The following is a 17,647-nucleotide window of genomic DNA, read 5'->3' as shown; positions in this document are numbered from 1 at the left end:
GAGCCGGACGGGGCGTCATCATCGGGTGGCGGGAGTGAGCATCGCCATGGCGGGTCGCCTCTCAATCCCAGCTCAGCGCGCCGCCGACCTGGTACTCGGTGACGCGGGTCTCGAAGAAGTTCTTCTCCTTGCGCAGGTCGATGATCTCGCTCATCCACGGGAAGGGGTTCTCGGCACCCGGGAACTGCTCCTTGAGGCCGATCTGCGCGAGGCGGCGGTTGCAGATGAAGTGCAGGTACTCCTCCATGATCGCGGCGTTCATGCCCAGCACGCCGCGGGGCATGGTGTCCCGGGCGTAGGCGATCTCCAGCTCGGTGCCCTCGAGGATCATCTGGGTGACCTCGTCCTGGAATTCCGGCGTCCAGAGGTGCGGGTTCTCGATCTTGATCTGGTTGATCATGTCCACGCCGAAGTTCAGGTGCATGGACTCGTCGCGCAGGATGTACTGGAACTGCTCGGCCACCCCGGTCATCTTGTTGCGCCGACCCATGGAGAGGATCTGGCTGAAGCCGCAGTAGAAGAAGATGCCCTCGGTGACGCAGTAGAAGGCGATCAGGTTGCGCAAGAGCTCCTGGTCGGTCTCCGGGGTGCCGGTGTTGAAGTCCGGGCGCGCCAGGGACTGGGTGTGCTTGAGGCTCCAGGCGGACTTGGCGGCCACCGAGGGCACCTCGCGGTACATGTTGAAGACTTCGCCCTCGTCCATGCCCAGGGACTCCACGCAGTACTGGTAGGCGTGGGTATGGATCGCCTCCTCGAAGGCCTGGCGCAGCAGGTACTGGCGGCACTCGGGGTTGGTGATCAGGCGGTAGAGCGCCAGCACCAGGTTGTTGGCGACCAGCGAATCCGCGGTGGAGAAGTAGCCCAGGCTGCGCTCGACGATGCGCCGCTCGTCCGCGGTGAGGCCGTCGCTGCTCTTCCACAGGGCGATGTCGGCGTTCATGTTCACTTCCTGGGGCATCCAGTGGTTGGCGCTGCCGTCCAGGTACTTCTGCCAGGCCCATTCGTACTTGAAGGGCACCAGCTGGTTGAGGTCGGCGCGGGCATTGATCATCTTCTTGTCGTCGACCTCGATGCGCGCCGCGCCCATCTCCAGCTCCTCGAGGCCGGCGGCCACGTCGAGCTCGTCCAGCGACTTGCGGGCGCGGGCCAGGCGGTCCTCCTCGGCGACGGCGTAGCGGCCGGCGCTCTCGCCCACGCCCTCCGGCGCGGCCTGGGGTTGCGGTGCCGGTGCCGGCTCGGCGGCGGCCGGCTGCTCGGCGGCGGACGCCGGCTGCTCGGCGACCGCGGTCTCGTCTTCGTGGAACTCGTCCCAGTTCAGCATGCGTTCTTCTCCGACAGTGATCCTGCTGGCAGTAGGCGGGCAGCTCGGCTGCGCGACGGAAGCGGCCATGGTGCGGTGCCCTGGGGCGCCTGGCGGCGCCAGTCGCGCAATGAATTGCCCTCCTACGGCGGTAGTGGTTGACGCGAGGAGGAAGGACGCGACCCTCCCTCTCGCTAGGCGCTTACTGACACGCCTCGCAGCCCAGGTCATCGATCTCTCCCGCACGCGGTGCACGCGAGCCGGTTCCTGCCTTGCCGGTCAGGAAGTCCTCCACGCCGCGGGGCTCTCTACCGGGCGCCGAGGGTGCGCGCTGCTCCGGCGCGGGGCTCGCCGCCGGGACCGGGCCGGGGGCGGCGTTGCTCACCGCGTTGAGGTTGCCGCGGTCCACGGTGGACTTCTCCACGGCGGTAGCGCCCAGGGCGCGCAGGTAGTAGGTGGTCTTGAGGCCGCGGAACCAGGCCATGCGATAGGTCACGTCGAGCTTCTTGCCGGAGACGCCCTTGATGTAGAGGTTCAGCGACTGGGCCTGGTCGATCCACTTCTGGCGCCGGGCGGCGGCCTCCACCAGCCACTTGGGCTCCACCTCGAAGGCGGTGGCGTACTTGGCCTTGAGGTCCTCGGGCACCCGCTCGATGGGCTGTACCGAGCCGTCGTAGTACTTGAGGTCGTTGATCATCACCTCGTCCCACAGGCCGCGCGCCTTGAGGTCGTCGACCAGGTAGGCGTTGACCACGGTGAACTCGCCGGAGAGGTTCGACTTCACGTAGAGGTTCTGGTAGGTCGGCTCGATGGACTGCGAGACGCCGCAGATGTTGGAGATGGTCGCCGTGGGGGCGATGGCCATGACGTTGGAGTTGCGCATGCCCTGGGCGACCACCTTCTCGCGCAGGCGCTCCCAGTCCTGGGTGGCCGAGGTGTCCACCTCGATGTACTGCTCGCCGCGCTCGGCCTTGAGCTTCTCGATGGAGTCGATGGGCAGCACGCCCTGGCTCCACAGCGAGCCCTCGAAGCTGGCGTAGCGGCCGCGCTCGGCGGCGAGGTCGCTGGAGGCTTCGATGGCGTGGTAGCCCACCAGCTCCATGGAGCGGTCGGCGAACTCGACGGCCCGCTCCGAGGCGTAGGCGATGTCCTGGGCGTAGAGGGCGTCCTGGAAGCCCATGATGCCCAGTCCCACCGGACGATGCCGGAAGTTGGAGCGCTCCGCCTGGGGCACCGCGTAGTAGTTGATGTCGATGACGTTGTCGAGCAGGCGCACGGCGGTGCGCACGGTCTTCTTCAGCTTGTCGCCGTCCAGCTCGCCGTCGACGATATGCTGGGCCAGGTTGACCGAGCCCAGGTTGCACACCGCGATCTCGTCGGGACTGGTGTTGAGGGTGATCTCGGTGCACAGGTTGGAGGAGTGCACCACCCCGGCATGCTGCTGGGGGCTGCGCAGGTTGCAGGGATCCTTGAAGGTGATCCAGGGGTGGCCGGTCTCGAACAGCATCGAGAGCATCTTGCGCCACAGGTCCTTGGCGCGGACCCGCTTGAACAGCTTGAGCTGGCCGGTGCGGGTCATCTCCTCGTACTCCTGGTAGCGCTTCTCGAAGGCCGCGCCGTAGAGGTCGTGGAGGTCCGGGCAGGTGGAGGGCGAGAACAGCGTCCACTCGGCGTCGTCGAAGACCCGCTTCATGAACAGGTCCGGCACCCAGTTGGCGGTGTTCATGTCGTGGGTGCGGCGGCGGTCGTCGCCGGTGTTCTTGCGCAGCTCGATGAACTCCTCGATGTCCAGGTGCCAGGTCTCGAGGTAGGCGCAGACGGCGCCCTTGCGCTTGCCGCCCTGGTTGACCGCCACGGCGGTGTCGTTGACCACCTTGAGGAAGGGCACCACGCCCTGGCTCTTGCCGTTGGTGCCCTTGATCCAGGAGCCCAGGGCGCGGATCGGGGTCCAGTCGTTGCCCAGGCCGCCGGCCCACTTGGAGAGCAGGGCGTTGTCGCGGATGGCGCTGTAGATGCCGTCCAGGTCGTCGGGCACGGTGGTGAGATAGCACGAGGAGAGCTGGCTGCGCACGGTGCCCGAGTTGAACAGCGTGGGCGTGGAGGCCATGTAGTCGAAGCTGGAGAGCAGCTCGTAGAACTCGATGGCGCGCGTCTCGCGGTCGTCCTCGTTGAGTGCCAGGCCCATGGCCACGCGCATGAACATCACCTGGGGCAGCTCGTAGCGCACCTCGTCGCGGTGGATGAAGTAGCGGTCGTAGAGGGTCTGCAGGCCCAGGTAGGTGAAGGCGTTGTCGCGGGTGTGGTCCAGCGCCTCGGCCAGCCGTTCCAGGTCGAATTCGGCCAGCCGCGGGTCGAGCTGTTCGAACTCGATGCCGTGCTCGAGGTAGGCCAGGAAGGCCGGCTTGTAGAGCGCGGCCATATCGCCGAAGGTGGCCTCCTCGGCGATGCCCAGGAAGGCCAGCGCCTCGCGGCGCAGGTTGTCCTGCAGCAGCCGCGCGGTGACGTAGGTGTAGTTGGGCTCCTTCTCCACCAGGGTGCGGGCGGTCATCATCAGCGCCTGGGAGACGCCATCGACGGTGACGCCGTCGTAGAGGTTCTTCAGGGTCTCCTCGACGATGCGCGTGGGGGCGACGTTGGCGAGCCCCTCGCAGGCGTCGACCACCAGGGTCTCGATACGCCCCAGGTCCAGGGGACGGGTGCTGCCGTCGGCCAGGGTGACGTTGAGGCTGGGGTGGGGCTTGGCGATGTCGCCGGCGGCGGCGCGGGCACGAGCATGCTCCTCGCGGTAAAGCACGTAGGCGCGGGCCACCTTCTGTTCGCCGGCGCGCATCAGCGCCAGCTCCACCTGGTCCTGGATGTCCTCGATGTGCACGGTGCCGCCGTCGGGCAGGCGACGCCGGAAGGCCTGCTCGATGCCCGCCACGGCGTGCTGGACGAGCTCGCGGACCCGTGAGGAGGCGCTGGCGTCGTCGCCCTCCACGGCGATGAAGGCCTTGCGCATGGCCACGGCGATCTTGTCGGCGTCGAAGGACACGACGTCGCCGGTGCGCTTGATGACGCGCAGGGCCTGCGGGGCGGTGACGGAGACGGACGTCTGGTCCGGGGGGGCGATGGTTTCCATGGCGCCGGTTTCCCTGTCTGGTCGAATGGTCGAAGCGGACGGTTGACAGCATCGCGTTTCACGGCTAGGGCTACATCATGTAGTGCCGTTGCGACTTGGGAACACAAGATAGTGTGCCTTTTGGCATCCATCAAGTGTATAACCTGTGGATGGCCTGTGATCTTCCGGGGGACGCCATGGGCCGGCCGCGTGAGGCGGGAGAGACGCGGGGCGGTGACTGTCGCGTATTTGAGACAGGAAGGCGGCGCCCGGGATTTCGGGTATGCTTTAGAGGATGGCGATAGGATCCCGAGGGAGACCCGTCGCCCCGATCAATCGCCCACCAGAGTGGACACGAGGATGGACGACAGCCTGGAATCGCATGGACAGGAACACATACTGATCATCGAGGACGACGAGCGCCTGGCCGACCTGACGCGCGACTACCTGGAGGCCAACGGGTTCCGCGTCTCCCTGGAGGCCGACGGCGCCCGTGGGGTCGAGCGGATCCTGGCCCTGCAGCCGGACCTGGTGATCCTCGACCTCATGCTGCCCGGCGAGGACGGCCTGTCGATCTGCCGGCGGGTGCGCGGGGAGTATCCGGGGCCGATCCTGATGCTGACCGCCCGCACCGACGACATGGACCAGGTGCTGGGCCTGGAGATGGGCGCCGACGACTATGTGCCCAAGCCGGTACAGCCTCGGGTGCTGCTGGCGCGCATGCGGGCCTTGCTGCGCCGCACCGAGGCCGCCGAGGCGAGCGGCGAGACGCGCCTGGTCTTCGGCAACCTGGAGATCGACAACGCCACCCGTGAGGCATGGCTGGAGGGCGAGCGCATCGACCTGACCAGCGCCGAGTTCGACCTGTTGTGGCTGCTGGCCAGCAACGCCGGGCGGGTGCTGACCCGCGAGGAGATCTTCTCCCAGCTGCGTGGCATCAAGTACGACGGCCAGGATCGTTCCATCGACGTGCGCGTCTCGCGCATCCGCCCCAAGATCGGCGACGATCCCAATCAGCCGCACCGCATCAAGACGGTACGCAGCAAGGGCTATCTGTTCGTCAAGGAACCCTGATCCATGCGTCGGGTCCTGGCCGACAGCACCTTCCTGCGCGTCTACCTGCTGCTGGCGCTGGCCCTGCTGTTGACCTTCGGCCTGGCCCTGCTGGGCGTGGCGCTGGTCGACCAGGTGCGTCGCGAGGCCCATCGCGAGCAGCTGGCCGAGGCGCCGATGCGCCTGCTCACCCAGCAGTTGGCGGCCCTGCCCCCCGAATCCCACCCCAGCTGGCTGGTCGCCCAGGCCCGTCGCCTGGACATGGCGGCCACCGTGGAACCGCTGGACAGGGTCCCGCTCAACTACTTCTCGCGTATCCGGCTGGAGCGCGGCGGGGTGCTCTTGCAGTCCCGGGAGGAGCAGGGCTGGCGCCTGCAGAAGCTGTTGCCCGACGGCGAGCGGCTGCTGCAGGTGGACCTCACCAACCTCAGCGAGCACCAGTTGCGCGGGCTGACCGAGCTGCTCGGCGAGTGGCTGGCGAAGGTACCGCCGGAGGAGCGCCAGGCCCGGCTCGAGCGGGTGGTCGGGGACAGCATCCCGGCCAGCCTCAGCGAGACGCCGCCCTCGGGCCTGGACGCCTACCAGCTGGGGCGGCTCTCCGACGGCGAGGTGGTGATCCGCCTGCTGCCCGGCCGCTGGTCGATGGCCATGTACCTGGCGCTGACCGATATGAGCGGCGACGCCACCTGGCTGGTCGTCGGCCCGGTGGAGGCCTTCGAGCCGATGCCGGGCTCGCTGCAACTGCTGCTGGTGATGATCCTGCTGGCGGTGCTGGGCGCCACCATCTACCTGATCGTGCGCGGCGTGGAGGCGCGCATGGCGCGCCTGGAACTGGCCGCCTCGCGCATCGCCGCCGGCCGGCTGGACACCCGGGTCAAGGTGGAGAGCGGCGACTTCATCGGTCGGCTGGGCATGGCGCTCAACGGCATGGCCGCCCAGGTGCAGTCGCTGCTGCGCGCCCAGCAGGACATGATCCGTGCCGTCTCCCACGAGCTGCGCACCCCGGTGGCGCGCATCCGCTTCGCCGTGCAGATGGTCGAGGACATGACCGACGAAGAGGCGGTACGGCGGCAACTGCAGGGCATCGACGGCGACATCGAGGAACTGGACGGGCTGATCGACGAGATCCTCACCTATGCCCGCCTGGGCAGCGACGCCGTCAACGGCCGCGAGATGGACGCCACCCTGATCGACTGCCGGGCCATGGTCGAGCGGGTGATCGAGGGATTGAGACCCCTTCACGGCCATCTCGCCATCGTACTGGCCGAGGGGCCGGAGGTGGAGGCGGTGGCCGAGCCGCGCTATCTGCAGCGCGCCGTGCAGAACCTGGTGGTCAATGCCTGTCGCCATGCCCGCTCGCGGGTGGTGATCCGCCTGCGTCGCGAGCCCCACCTGGTGAGGATCGACGTGGAGGACGATGGGCCGGGCATCCCCATGGCCGAGCGCCAGGCGATCTTCAAGCCCTTCGCGCGCCTCGATGACAGCCGCACCCGCCGCTCGGGCGGCTACGGCCTGGGCCTCTCCATCGTCCAGAAAGTGATGAACTGGCACGGCGGCAGCGTGGCCGTCGACGACAGCCCCAACCTGGGGGGAGCGCGTTTCACCCTGCTGCTGCCCCAGCGCGCCGGAAGTCCGACAGGCTCCTAGGCCGGCTTGATCCCCTCCAGCACCGCGAAGGAGGTCTCCCGGGCGGTGCGCAGGAAGTCCTCCATCCAGGGGGCCTGGCGGCTCTCCTCGCGGATCGCCGCGAACAGCGTGCTCCACACCCCCTTCTCGCCCAGCGGCACCGCCTTGACGTAGTCCCGCTCCAGGTACTCGGTGAGTGCCCAGTTGGGCAGCGCGCAGACGCCGCGGCCGCTGGCTACCAGCTGCATCATCATGATCGTCAGCTCGGCGGTGCGTACCTCCTGGGGCCGCACGCCCGCGGGGTCGAGGAACTGGGTGAAGACGTCTAGCCGTGAGTGCTCCACCGGATAGGTGATCAGGGTCTCCTCGGCCAGGTCCGGCGGCGTCACGCAGGGCCGCCCGGCGAGACGGTGCTGGCGGGCCACCGCCAGCAGGCCCTCGTAGCGGAACAGTGGCTCGTAGTGCACCCCGGGCAGTGGCTGCGGATCGGCGGTGATCACCAGGTCGAGCTGCTCGCGGGCCAGCGCCGGCAGCGGGTCGAAGTGGTGGCCGCCGGGGATGTCGATCTCCACCTCCGGCCAGTGGTTGCGGAAATGATCGATGGTGGGCATCAGCCACTGGAAGCAGCTGTGGCACTCGATGGCCATGTGCAACCGGCCCTGCTCGTTGCCGGCCAGGCGCGCCAGGTCGCGCTCGGCCATGCGCACCAGCGGCAGCACCTGCTCGGCCAGGGTCAACAGGCGCTGGCCGGCCCGGGTGAACTCCACCGGCCGGGTCTTGCGCACGAACAGCGGATTGCCGAGCCGCTCCTCCAGGTCCTTGACTTGGTGGGAGAGGGCGGACTGGGTCAGGTGGACGCGTTCGGCCGCCTCGACGAGGGAGCCGGCGTCGCGCAGGGCGACCAGGGTGCGAAGATGGCGGAGTTCGAGCATGAAGAGTGAGCCGTTTTCATTTTCAAGATTAGAAAGTTTAGTTTGATTCACTCTTTGTGGCCAGCCAGACTTCACGGTATCACTCATGCAAAAGGCTGTTATACATGACCAAGGCTCATATTGCCGGCTACCCGCGCATCGGTGCGGACCGCGAACTGAAACGGGCCGTGGAGGCCTACTGGCGAGGCGAGCTCGACCGCGAGGCCCTGGAGGCCACCGGCCGCGAGTTGCGCGCCCGCCACTGGGCCGATCAGTGCCAGGCCGGCCTCGACCTGGTGACGGTGGGTGACTTCGCCTTCTACGACCAGGTGCTCGATCTCTCCGTGACCCTGGGAGCCGTGCCGGCCCGCTTCGACGCCGGGGACGAGGTGGCCCGTGGCGAGGTGGACCTGGATACCGCCTTCCGCATGGCCCGTGGCCGGGCCCCCAGTGGCGAGCCCGCCGCCGCCTGCGAGATGACCAAGTATTTCGATACCAACTACCACTACCTGGTCCCGGAGCTGCACGCCGACCAGACCTTCCACCTGGCCAGCAGCCGGCTCTTCGACCAGGTGGAGGAGGCCAGGGCCCAGGGCCATGCGGTGAAGGTGACCCTGCTCGGGCCCCTGACCTGGCTGTGGCTGGGCAAGGCCCGCGACGCGGGGCTGGATCGCCTGAGCCTGCTCGACGCCCTGCTGCCGGTCTACGGCGAGATCCTCGCCCGCCTGGCCGAGCAGGGCGTGGAGTGGGTGCAGCTCGACGAGCCGGCCCTGGTGCAGGACCTGCCCCACGACTGGCAACAGGCCTATGAGGCCGCCTACAGCGTGCTGGGGCGCAGCCCCGTGAAGCTGCTGCTGGCCAGCTACTTCGGCGGGCTGGGCGACAACCTGGGCCTGGCCGTGGGCCTGCCGGTGGACGGCCTGCACATCGATGCGGTGCGTGCCCCCGAGCAGCTCGAGGCGGTGCTCGACCGCCTGCCCGCCTACAAGGTGCTCTCGGTGGGCGCCATCGACGGCCGCAACGTCTGGCGTGCCGACCTGGCACTGCTGCGCGAGGGCCTGGCGGCCGCGCGCATGCGGCTCGGCAAGCGGCTGTGGATCGCCCCCTCCTGCTCGCTGCTCCACGTGCCGGTGGACCTCGAACGCGAGACCGAACTGGAGCCGGCGCTCAAGGGCTGGCTGGCCTTCGCCCCCCAGAAACTCGACGAGACGGTGAGCCTGACGCGCCTGCTCGACGGTCGCGCGACCCCGGAGGACCGCGAGCGCCTGGAGGCCGCCACCCTGGCCCTGCAGGCGCGCCGCGAGTCGACCCGTATCCACCGCCCCGAGGTGGCCAGCCGCCTGGCGGGTGTCGGGCCGGCCGACCATGAGCGGCGCAGCGCCTATCCGGTGCGTGCCGCGGCCCAACGCCGGGCGTTGAAACTGCCGCCCTTTCCCACCACCACCATTGGCTCCTTCCCCCAGACCGCGGAGATCCGCAGCGCCCGTCGCGCCTTCAAGGCCGGCGAGCTCTCCCGGGAGGCCTACGAGGCACGCATGCGCGAGGAGATCGCCCATGCGGTGGCGCGCCAGGAGGCGCTGGGGCTCGACATGCCGGTGCACGGCGAGCCGGAGCGCAACGACATGGTGGAGTACTTCGGCGAGCAGCTCGAGGGCTACGTCTTCACCCGCTACGGCTGGGTGCAGAGCTACGGCTCGCGCTGCGTCAAGCCGCCGGTGATCGTCGGTGACGTCAGCCGCCCCGGGCCCATGACGGTGGCCTGGAGCGAGTATGCCCAGTCGCTGACCGACAAGCCCATGAAGGGCATGCTCACCGGTCCGGTGACCATGCTGCAGTGGTCCTTCGTGCGCGACGACCAGCCTCGCGAGACTACCTGTCGGCAGATCGCCCTGGCCCTGCGCGACGAGGTGTGCGACCTGGAGGCGGCGGGCATCCGCGCCATCCAGATCGACGAGCCGGCGCTGCGCGAGGGGCTGCCGCTGCGCGCCAGCGAGTGGCAGGCCTACCTGGACTGGGCGGTGGACTGCTTCCGGCTCGCCTCGTCCGGGGTGGGCGACGCGACCCAGATCCACACCCATATGTGCTACTCGGAGTTCAACGACATCATCGCTGCCATCGCCGCCCTGGACGCCGACGTCATCACCATCGAGACCTCGCGCTCGAACATGGAGCTGCTCGACGCCTTCCAGGACTTCGCCTATCCCAACGAGATCGGCCCCGGCGTCTACGACATCCACTCGCCCAATGTCCCCGAGGTCGACTGGATGGTGGCGCTGATGGAGAAGGCCGCCGAGCGCATCCCCGTCGAGCGGCTGTGGGTCAACCCCGACTGCGGTCTCAAGACCCGCCGCTGGGAGGAGGTGGAGCCGGCGCTGGCCAATATGGTGGAGGCGGCCCGGCGGCTGCGCAGCCGGCTGGCGTGATCGCAGAGTGGGAACCGCGACGGCGATAGCCTGGTATCCTTGTGCTTCAGGGACTTCCGGTCCTTCGCCGTTGCCCAAGGTATGCAAGGAGCCGCCATGCCATCTCGCGTTTGCCCCCTCCCGAGCCGCTCGCTGATCCTGTCATTGATGGGGAGTTCTGCCCTGGCGCTGGCGGGCTGTGCCGCCGGCCCGGGGGCCACACCGACGCCCCGGCCCGACGCCGAGTCGGCCCCGCTGATGCCCTCGACCCTGTTTTCCGGTGGTGCCGAGGCCTTCACCGCCTGGCACTGCACGCCGGATCAGGACCTGGTCACCGCTGCCCCCGATGGGGAAGAATTGCGCCTCTGGTCGGCCCACGGCGCCTGGCGTCTGGCGCCGGCGGTGGTGGCCAGCGGGGCGCGCTACCAGCAGGGCGAGCTGAGCTTCTGGAACAAGGGCGACGGCGCCATCGTCGAGAGCCCCCGCGGGCGGCTGGAGTGCCAGGCGCACATGCGGCGGCGCGCGCTGACGCGGCGTGACCGTCCCGGGGTGATGTTCCATGCCCGGGGCAACGAGCCGGGCTGGATGGTCAGCCTGGCCCACGATCGCCCCGAGGCCAGCCTGACCCTGGATTACGGCGAGCGCCAGCTGACGTTGCCCTACCGGGTGACCACGCTGGACAACGGCGCGGGCCGGGTGATCCTGGCCAGCGGCCGGGCCGACACCCCCTTCGAGCTGCGCGTCGAGGCGGGGGCCTGCTTCGACGACATGAGCGGCGAGCCCTTCCCGGCACGGGTCACCCTGACCGTCGACGGGGAGCAGTACCGGGGCTGCGGTCAGGGCATCGCCCTCTAGTTTCGGTTTTATCGAACGAAGGGTGCGGTTTTTTGCGCTTTTTATCGCAAAAAATACACCTATTATGACGATCATTGCCTGACAACGCCCTACAGGAGATCGTCATGACCACCCGTGCCCTCGTTATCACCGCCTCCATCCTCGGCGAGAACGGCCAGTCCAAGGCCCTCGCCGAGCACTTCCTCACCCTGGCCGCCGAGCGCGACGGCCTCGAGGCGACCCACCGCGACCTGGTGGCCGAGGAGCTGCCCCACCTGGGGCTGGACGAGCTGGGTAGCTGGCAGGTGGCGCCCGAGGAGCGCTCGGCCTCCCAGCGCCAGCTGGCGGCCCGCTCCGACGCCCTGATCAGTGAGCTGCGCGAGCACGACGTGGTGGTACTGGCGGTGCCCCTGTATAACCTGGGCATCCCCAGCCAGCTCAAGGCCTGGTTCGACCGCATCCTGCGCGCCGGCGAGACCTTCCGCTACACCGCGAAGGGCCCCCAGGGCCTGGTGGAGGGCAAGCGTGCCGTGCTGCTGCTGGCCCGCGGCGGCCAGTACGCCGGGACCCCCCTGGACAGCCAGCTGCCGCATCTCGAGGCCATGCTCGGGCTGATCGGCATCACCGAGGTGGACACCGTCTTCGCCGAGGGCCTGGCCATGGGCGGCAACCATCGCGACAGTGCCCTCGCGGAGGCCCGTCAGGGCATCGCCGGCCTGGTAGCGCGCCTGTAACGGACGACAAGCGGGAAGCGGACGGGGCGGCCTCGGGGCCGCCCCGTCGGCGTGTCAGCACATCGCCGGCACCTCCAGGCGCCACTCCTCGGCAACGAAATCGCTGGTGCACAGCGCCGGCAGTGGGGCGAGGATACGCCGGCCCAGCCGCGTCAGGGCCTCGCGGTCGCGGCGTGATGCCCCTTCCAGCTGGACGGAGGCCGTCACCGGCCGCCAGCCGTCGCCGTCGCGGCTGGCCAGGGTGAAGGCGAAGGGATGGAAGCCGGGGAAGCCCAGCCGCAGGTCGGTGGCCACCAGGGTCGCGCGGCCGTCGAACTCGCGCACCTCGTAGCGCAGGAAGGGGCCGGCGAACCAGTCGAGTCGCCGCCCCCGCTCGCTCGCCAGCGCGGCTTCCTCCAGCTCGGCGCCACGCCGATAGGTCTCCACCAGCGGTGGCTCGTCACCATCCAGCACCCCCACCAGGGCCTCCAGATGGCGGTCGCCCTCCACCACCGTGGCGCGCCACAGCAGGGTATTGAAGGGGGTGGGCTGGACCAGCCGGGGGGCGTCCTGCAGGCCGCGTTCGGCTAGCACCGGCTCGAGGCGCTGCTCCACCAGTTGCTTGGCACCGAAGGCGAAGACCAGGTAGGCGCTGGCCAGGGCCAGGCCCCAGGTCGGGCCGCGCCGGGCCTTGCCGGTGACCAGGGCGACGCCGACGCCGGCCAGCAGCAGCAGGCTATAGAGCGGGTCGATGATGAACACGATGGGCCAGGCCGTCGGCCTGACGTCCAGCGGCCACCACAGCTGGGTGCCGTAGGTGGTCAGGGCATCGAGCAGCGGATGGGTGAGCAGGCAGAGCCCGAAGAAGGCCCACCAGCGACGCAGCGAGACATCCCGCGGTGGGGCGAAGCGCTCCGCCAGCAGGGCCAGGGCCGTGGCCAGCCCCGCCAGCACGAACAGCGAGTGGGAAAAGCCGCGATGCTCGGTGACGTTGGCCACGGCGTCGCCGTAGTCGATCAGCACGTCCAGGTCGGGCAGCGCCGCCAGCGCCCCGCCGATCAGCACCGCCTTGCGGCCGAGCCGCCGGCCCAGCACCGCACCGCCGATCGAGGCGCCCAGCGCCACCTGGGTAACAGGATCCATATCGTGAACTCCCTGGGACTTCGCCGCCTTCCTGTGATGCCGTGGGCGGCGGGCGGTTCCCGTTCAGGTCCGGCGTGCCCAGGCGGGTTCGGCGGCCAGGATGTGCGCCTGCACGGGGCAATCGTCGCGGTGGGCACCGGGCAGGTAGCCGGTGCTCATCAGGAACTCGCCGACGATCTCCGGACCGGTGAAGCGGAAGGTGCGCTTGAACAGCTTCACCCAGTCGGCGTGGCCGAGCGGGTGGTGGTGCTCCAGCCAGGCGCGGAAGCTGCCATGCTCGTCGCGCATGGCCTGGATCACGCCGGCGTTGTGGATCGCCGCCTCGACCTTGAGTCGGTTGCGGATGATGCCGGCATCGCCGAGCAGCCGCTCGCGCTCGGCCTCGCCGTAGGCCGCGACCCGGTCGATGGCGAAGCCGTCGAAGGCGGCCTGGAAGGCCTCGCGCTTCTTGAGCACGGTGAGCCAGGAGAGCCCCGCCTGGTTGATCTCGAGGACCAGGCGCTCGAAGAGGGCGTCGTCGTCGGCCACCGGGAAGCCGTACTCGTGATCGTGGTAGGGGCCATGAAACGGATGACCCGGGGCCAGGTCACAGTAGTCGCTCATGCCGAGGGTCCTTGCATCGCGAGAGAGAGAGTGGCGACAATCGTGCCATACCCCACCCTCGACGAGTACAGTCACCGATCCACCGCACAGGAGAAGGAACCGTCATGCAGTATCTGCACACCATGGTGCGCGTCAGCGACCTGGACGCCTCGCTGCACTTCTACTGCGACCTGCTGGGCCTCACGGAGGTGCGCCGCAAGGAGAACGACAAGGGGCGCTTCACCCTGGTCTTCCTCGCCGCCCCGGAGGACGAGGCGCGCTCTGCCGAGCTCAAGGCGCCGGAGCTGGAGCTCACCTGGAACTGGGACCCGGAGGAGTACACCGGCGGGCGCAACTTCGGTCACCTGGCCTACCGGGTGGACGATATCTACGCCCTGTGCGAGAAGCTCCAGGCGAACGGGGTGACCATCAACCGCCCGCCCCGCGACGGCCACATGGCCTTCGTGAGGAGCCCCGATGGCATCTCGGTGGAGCTGCTGCAGAAGGGCGATGCCCTGCCGCCGCAGGAGCCCTGGGCCTCCATGGAGAACACCGGCACATGGTAGGTCTCACGCAGTCCGTTCGTGACTTCCGCCCGCTGCTGGGCCTGCTGGCCGCCGCGACCCTGGCCGCCTGCGGCGGCCAGGCCGTGCAGCCGACCGAGTCGTCCTCGGCGGCCCTCGAGGGCCCGGTGGTCGAGCAGCGCTGGAACCTGTTGCTGGTCGGCACCGACGAGCGGCTCTCCCTGCCCGAGACGCCCTGGTTCGAGGTGGACCGGAACGGCCGGGTGAGCGGCAGCGACGGCTGCAACCGGATCACCGGCCAGGTGCGCCTGGGCGAGAAGCAGCGCATCGAGTTCTCCGAACTGGCCACGACCCGGCGCGACTGTTCCCGGCAGGCGGACGCCCGCCGCGTCACCGGGATGCTGGAGACCGCCTATCGCTACCTGATCGACCACGACCGCCTGGTGTTCTTCGGCCCCGACCAGCGGGTGCTGGGTGGCTGGCGAAAGGACGGCTAGCAAGGGCCCGCAGGCTGCCAGGACGCAGCAGAGACACCGACTAGGAGGCCAGCTCTGCTGGGCGAATGGGGGCCGGAGGCCTCCTGGCGGCAGTCAACCGGGCATTGGCAATACAGAACCCCCGTCGGCGCGAGTCCGGCGGGGGTTCTTCGTGTGCGCCAGCAGCGATGGAGCCATCATGCTGCGGTGCTCGGCGCAGGCTAGGGCAGCTCCTCGGCCTCGGGATCCTCCTTCTTGGCCGGGATCAGGTCCTCGCGCTGCAGTCTCACGCTGAGCAGCAGGGCCGCGGCCACGTAGATGGAGGAGAAGGTGCCCACCACGATGCCGAAGATCAGGGCGATGGAGAAGTTCTGGATCATGTCGCCGCCCAGCAGCAGCAGCGCAATCAGCACCAGCAGGGTGGTGCCGGAGGTCGCCAGGGTGCGCGACAGGGTCAGGTTGATCGCCTCGTTGAAGATCGCCGGCATGTCGTCGATGCGCGACTTGCGGATCGACTCGCGGATGCGGTCGTAGACCACGATGGTGTCGTTGAGCGAGTAGCCGATCACCGCCAGCAGGGCGGCCAGCACCGTCAGGTCGAACTCCCACTGGAACAGCGAGAAGGCACCGACCACGACGATGACGTCGTGAATCAGGGCCAGCAGGGCGCCGATGGCGAACTTGTACTGGAAGCGGAAGGCCACGTAGAGCATCACGATGCCCAGCGCCACCAGCAGGCCCATGCCGCTCTGGTCGCGCAGCTGATCGCCCACCTGGGCGCCGACGAACTCGGCACGCACCAGGTCGACCCGGTCGCCGCCCTCGCGCAGCAGTTCCACCACGCGGTTGCCCACCTCGGGGTCGAAGGCCTGCTGCAGGCGGATCAGCACCTCGTTGGTGGCGCCGAAGGTCTGCACCGAGACATCGCGGAACTCGGCGCCCTCCAGGGTCTGGCGCACCGCGTCCAGGGAGGGAGCCACGGCATAGCGCACCTCCACCAGGGTGCCGCCGGTGAAGTCCAGGCCCAGGTTGAGCCCCTGGAGCAGCAGCGAGACGAGCGACGCCAGGATCAGCAGGCCGGAGATCGCGAAGGCGACCCACCGCTTGCCCATGAAGTCGAACTGTCGGTCGATCAGGGTTTTCATGATCACCTCTTAAATCCAGAGCTTCTTGACCGGCTTGCCGCCATAGACGAGGTTCACCATGGCGCGGGTCACCAGCAGGGCGGTGAACAGCGAGGTGAGGATCCCCAGCGACAGGGTCACGGCGAAGCCCTTGACCGGCCCGGTGCCGATCGAGAACAGGATCACCGCCACCAGCAGTGTGGTGATGTTGGCGTCGATGATGGAGCTGAAGGCGCGCTCGTAGCCGGCGTGGATCGCCTGTTGCACCGACAGGCCGCCGCGCAGCTCCTCGCGTATTCGCTCGAAGATCAGCACGTTGGCGTCCACCGCCATGCCCAGGGTCAACACGATGCCGGCGATGCCGGGCAGCGTCAGGGTGGCGCCGAGCAGCGACATGGCCGCCACCAGCAGGGTCAGGTTCAGCGCCAGCGCCAGGTTGGCGAAGACGCCGAACACCTTGTAGCGGATCAGCATGAACAGCACCACCAGCAGCAGGCCGATCTGCACCGACATCACGCCGCGCTCGATGTTCTCGGCACCCAGGCTCGGGCCGATGGTGCGCTCCTGCACGAAGTAGATGGGCGCCGCCAGCGAGCCGGAGCGCAGCAGCAGGGCCAGTTCGGCCGCCTCGGTGGGCGAGTCGAGGCCGGTGATGCGGAAGCTGTTGCCCAGCGCACTCTGGATGGTGGCCAGGCTGATGATGCCGCGCTCGGTGTAGGGATCGCGGACGATCACCTCCTCGCCGTCCTGCATCTCCACGCGGTCGCGGGTCTTGTGCTCGATGAACAGCACCGCCATGTTGCGCCCGATGTTGGTACGGGTGGCGCGGTTCATCAGGGTGCCGCCGGTACCGTCCAGGTTGATGTTGACCTGGGGGCGGCCGTTCTCGTCGAAGCTGCGGTTGGCGCTGGAGACGCTGTCGCCGGTGATGATGACGTCGCGCATCAGGTCGGCGCTGCGCTCCGGCTGGTTGCGGAACGGGAAGCTCTCGGTCTCGTTGTCCGGGGTGTCGGGGCGGGCCTCGAGGCGGAACTCCAGGTTGGCGGTGGCGCCCACCACGCGCTTGGCGGCCACGGTGTCCTGCACGCCGGGCAGCTCGACGACGATGCGGTCGGGGCCCTGACGCTGCACCAGCGGCTCGGCCACGCCCAGTTCGTTCACGCGGTTGCGCAGGGTGGTGAGGTTCTGGTTGATCGCATAGTCCTGGATCTCCTCGACCGACTGGTCGGTGAGGGTCATGGCCAGCTCGGCGCCACGCCCGTCGCCGAGGTTCTCGTACTGGAAGTCGGGGAACTCCCGGGCGATCAACTGGCGGGCCGCGTCACGATCCTCCGCATCGGTGAAGGTCAGCGTGAGGGTCCGCTCGTCGATTTGGGTGTCGCGGTAGCGGATGCGTTCGTCGCGCAGCAGCTCGCGCATGGCGCTGGCGTTGACCTCGAGGCGCTGGGTCACCGCGGCCTCCATGTCCACCTCCAGCAGGAAGTGCACCCCGCCGCGCAGGTCGAGGCCCAGGGTCATGGGCGAGGCGGAGAGCGATTGCAGCCACTCCGGGGTGGATTCGGCCAGGTTCAGCGCCACCACGAAGTCGTCGCCGAGCAGGGCGGCGACGCGATCGCGGGCGGCGAGCTGTTCATCGGCGTCGTCGAGGCGGATCAGCACGCTGGTCTCGCTGCGCTCGACGGACTGGATGTCGATGCCGGCATCGCGAAGGGAGCCCTGGATGCGCTCCAGCTGGCGCGCGTCGACGGTGCTGTCGCCCCGGTCGCTGCTGATCTGGATCGCCGGATCCTCGGGGAAGAGGTTGGGCAGCGAGTAGACCAGGCCGACGAGGAGGACGATGAGTATCAGCAGATACTTCC

The 17,647-nt window shown here is 68.8% G+C and carries 14 protein-coding genes; 7 read left to right on the top strand and 7 right to left on the bottom strand.

What is annotated here, in order from left to right; translation table 11 throughout:
* Positions 1-61 precede the first annotated feature (61 nt).
* Both QWY80_RS10630 and QWY80_RS10625 read right to left on the bottom strand, forming a co-directional pair.
* Positions 62-1,321 carry a ribonucleotide-diphosphate reductase subunit beta gene (locus QWY80_RS10630; protein ID WP_290231205.1) on the bottom strand — a complete coding sequence of 420 codons (1,260 nt, stop codon included), beginning with the start codon at positions 1,319-1,321 and terminating at the stop codon, positions 62-64.
* A gap of 181 nt (positions 1,322-1,502) precedes the next feature.
* Positions 1,503-4,421, bottom strand: a complete 2,919-nt coding sequence (locus QWY80_RS10625; protein WP_290231203.1) for a ribonucleoside-diphosphate reductase subunit alpha — start codon at positions 4,419-4,421, stop codon at positions 1,503-1,505.
* A 339-nt stretch (positions 4,422-4,760) separates the two neighbouring features.
* Here QWY80_RS10625 and QWY80_RS10620 point away from each other — a divergent pair, with 339 nt between their 5' ends.
* A complete protein-coding gene (locus QWY80_RS10620) occupies positions 4,761-5,474 on the top strand; it encodes a winged helix-turn-helix domain-containing protein (protein WP_290231201.1) in 714 nt (237 codons plus the stop codon).
* 3 nt (positions 5,475-5,477) lie between these two features.
* Positions 5,478-7,100 carry an ATP-binding protein gene (locus tag QWY80_RS10615; protein ID WP_290231199.1) on the top strand — a complete coding sequence of 541 codons (1,623 nt, stop codon included), beginning with the start codon at positions 5,478-5,480 and terminating at the stop codon, positions 7,098-7,100.
* On the opposite strand, the gene QWY80_RS10610 is transcribed toward QWY80_RS10615, so the two are convergent.
* Positions 7,097-8,011 (bottom strand): LysR family transcriptional regulator, encoded by a 915-nt coding sequence (locus QWY80_RS10610; RefSeq protein ID WP_290231197.1) that lies wholly within the window; start codon positions 8,009-8,011, stop codon positions 7,097-7,099. The two genes, QWY80_RS10615 and QWY80_RS10610, sit on opposite strands and share 4 nt — an antisense overlap.
* Positions 8,012-8,115: 104 nt before the next feature.
* Between QWY80_RS10610 and metE the strand changes: the two genes are divergently transcribed.
* The 3 genes from metE (at position 8,116) to QWY80_RS10595 (ending at position 11,960) form a co-directional block, all read left to right on the top strand.
* Positions 8,116-10,413, top strand: coding sequence for a 5-methyltetrahydropteroyltriglutamate--homocysteine S-methyltransferase (metE, locus tag QWY80_RS10605; RefSeq protein WP_290231195.1), 2,298 nt, complete (start codon positions 8,116-8,118; stop codon positions 10,411-10,413).
* Positions 10,414-10,509: 96 nt separating this feature from the next.
* Positions 10,510-11,247 (top strand): COG3650 family protein, encoded by a 738-nt coding sequence (locus QWY80_RS10600; protein ID WP_290231192.1) that lies wholly within the window; start codon positions 10,510-10,512, stop codon positions 11,245-11,247.
* Between the two features lie 104 nt (positions 11,248-11,351).
* Entirely contained in the window at positions 11,352-11,960 is a 609-nt protein-coding gene (locus QWY80_RS10595) for an FMN-dependent NADH-azoreductase (RefSeq protein WP_290231190.1), read from the top strand.
* Between the two features lie 54 nt (positions 11,961-12,014).
* Here QWY80_RS10595 and QWY80_RS10590 read toward each other — a convergent pair whose 3' ends face one another.
* Positions 12,015-13,082, bottom strand: a complete 1,068-nt coding sequence (locus tag QWY80_RS10590) for a metal-dependent hydrolase (RefSeq protein ID WP_290231188.1) — start codon at positions 13,080-13,082, stop codon at positions 12,015-12,017.
* 63 nt (positions 13,083-13,145) lie between these two features.
* Positions 13,146-13,685, bottom strand: a complete 540-nt coding sequence (locus QWY80_RS10585) for a DNA-3-methyladenine glycosylase I (protein ID WP_290231186.1) — start codon at positions 13,683-13,685, stop codon at positions 13,146-13,148.
* Between the two features lie 104 nt (positions 13,686-13,789).
* Here QWY80_RS10585 and QWY80_RS10580 point away from each other — a divergent pair, with 104 nt between their 5' ends.
* Positions 13,790-14,230, top strand: a complete 441-nt coding sequence (locus QWY80_RS10580) for a VOC family protein (RefSeq protein ID WP_290231183.1) — start codon at positions 13,790-13,792, stop codon at positions 14,228-14,230.
* Complete coding sequence (locus tag QWY80_RS10575; protein WP_290231181.1) at positions 14,224-14,685, top strand: META domain-containing protein; 462 nt, start codon at positions 14,224-14,226, stop codon at positions 14,683-14,685. Before QWY80_RS10580 ends, QWY80_RS10575 begins: the two co-directional genes overlap by 7 nt.
* Before the next feature lie 200 nt (positions 14,686-14,885).
* Here QWY80_RS10575 and secF read toward each other — a convergent pair whose 3' ends face one another.
* Together secF and secD are read right to left on the bottom strand one after the other, a co-directional pair.
* Complete coding sequence (secF, locus tag QWY80_RS10570; RefSeq protein ID WP_290231179.1) at positions 14,886-15,809, bottom strand: protein translocase subunit SecF; 924 nt, start codon at positions 15,807-15,809, stop codon at positions 14,886-14,888.
* A 9-nt stretch (positions 15,810-15,818) separates the two neighbouring features.
* Positions 15,819-17,647: protein translocase subunit SecD (gene secD / locus QWY80_RS10565; RefSeq protein WP_290231177.1), on the bottom strand; the 1,829-nt coding region annotated here is incomplete at its 5' end.

The sequence above is a fragment of the Halomonas ramblicola genome (assembly GCF_030409215.1).
Classification (GTDB): Bacteria; Pseudomonadota; Gammaproteobacteria; order Pseudomonadales; family Halomonadaceae; genus Halomonas; species Halomonas ramblicola.
Note: the sequence above shows the minus strand (reverse complement) of the source record. Positions and strands in the feature narration are given on the sequence as shown.

Coding starts and splice junctions, on each gene's coding strand:
- QWY80_RS10580 (WP_290231183.1), top strand. CDS start 13,790: ATGCAGTATCTGCACACCATGGTGCGCGTCAGCGACCTGGACGCCTCG.
- QWY80_RS10620 (WP_290231201.1), top strand. CDS start 4,761: ATGGACGACAGCCTGGAATCGCATGGACAGGAACACATACTGATCATC.
- QWY80_RS10595 (WP_290231190.1), top strand. CDS start 11,352: ATGACCACCCGTGCCCTCGTTATCACCGCCTCCATCCTCGGCGAGAAC.
- QWY80_RS10630 (WP_290231205.1), bottom strand. CDS start 1,321: ATGCTGAACTGGGACGAGTTCCACGAAGACGAGACCGCGGTCGCCGAG.
- QWY80_RS10615 (WP_290231199.1), top strand. CDS start 5,478: ATGCGTCGGGTCCTGGCCGACAGCACCTTCCTGCGCGTCTACCTGCTG.
- QWY80_RS10625 (WP_290231203.1), bottom strand. CDS start 4,421: ATGGAAACCATCGCCCCCCCGGACCAGACGTCCGTCTCCGTCACCGCC.
- QWY80_RS10600 (WP_290231192.1), top strand. CDS start 10,510: ATGCCATCTCGCGTTTGCCCCCTCCCGAGCCGCTCGCTGATCCTGTCA.
- QWY80_RS10575 (WP_290231181.1), top strand. CDS start 14,224: ATGGTAGGTCTCACGCAGTCCGTTCGTGACTTCCGCCCGCTGCTGGGC.
- QWY80_RS10585 (WP_290231186.1), bottom strand. CDS start 13,685: ATGAGCGACTACTGTGACCTGGCCCCGGGTCATCCGTTTCATGGCCCC.
- QWY80_RS10610 (WP_290231197.1), bottom strand. CDS start 8,011: ATGCTCGAACTCCGCCATCTTCGCACCCTGGTCGCCCTGCGCGACGCC.
- QWY80_RS10590 (WP_290231188.1), bottom strand. CDS start 13,082: ATGGATCCTGTTACCCAGGTGGCGCTGGGCGCCTCGATCGGCGGTGCG.
- secF (WP_290231179.1), bottom strand. CDS start 15,809: ATGAAAACCCTGATCGACCGACAGTTCGACTTCATGGGCAAGCGGTGG.
- metE (WP_290231195.1), top strand. CDS start 8,116: ATGACCAAGGCTCATATTGCCGGCTACCCGCGCATCGGTGCGGACCGC.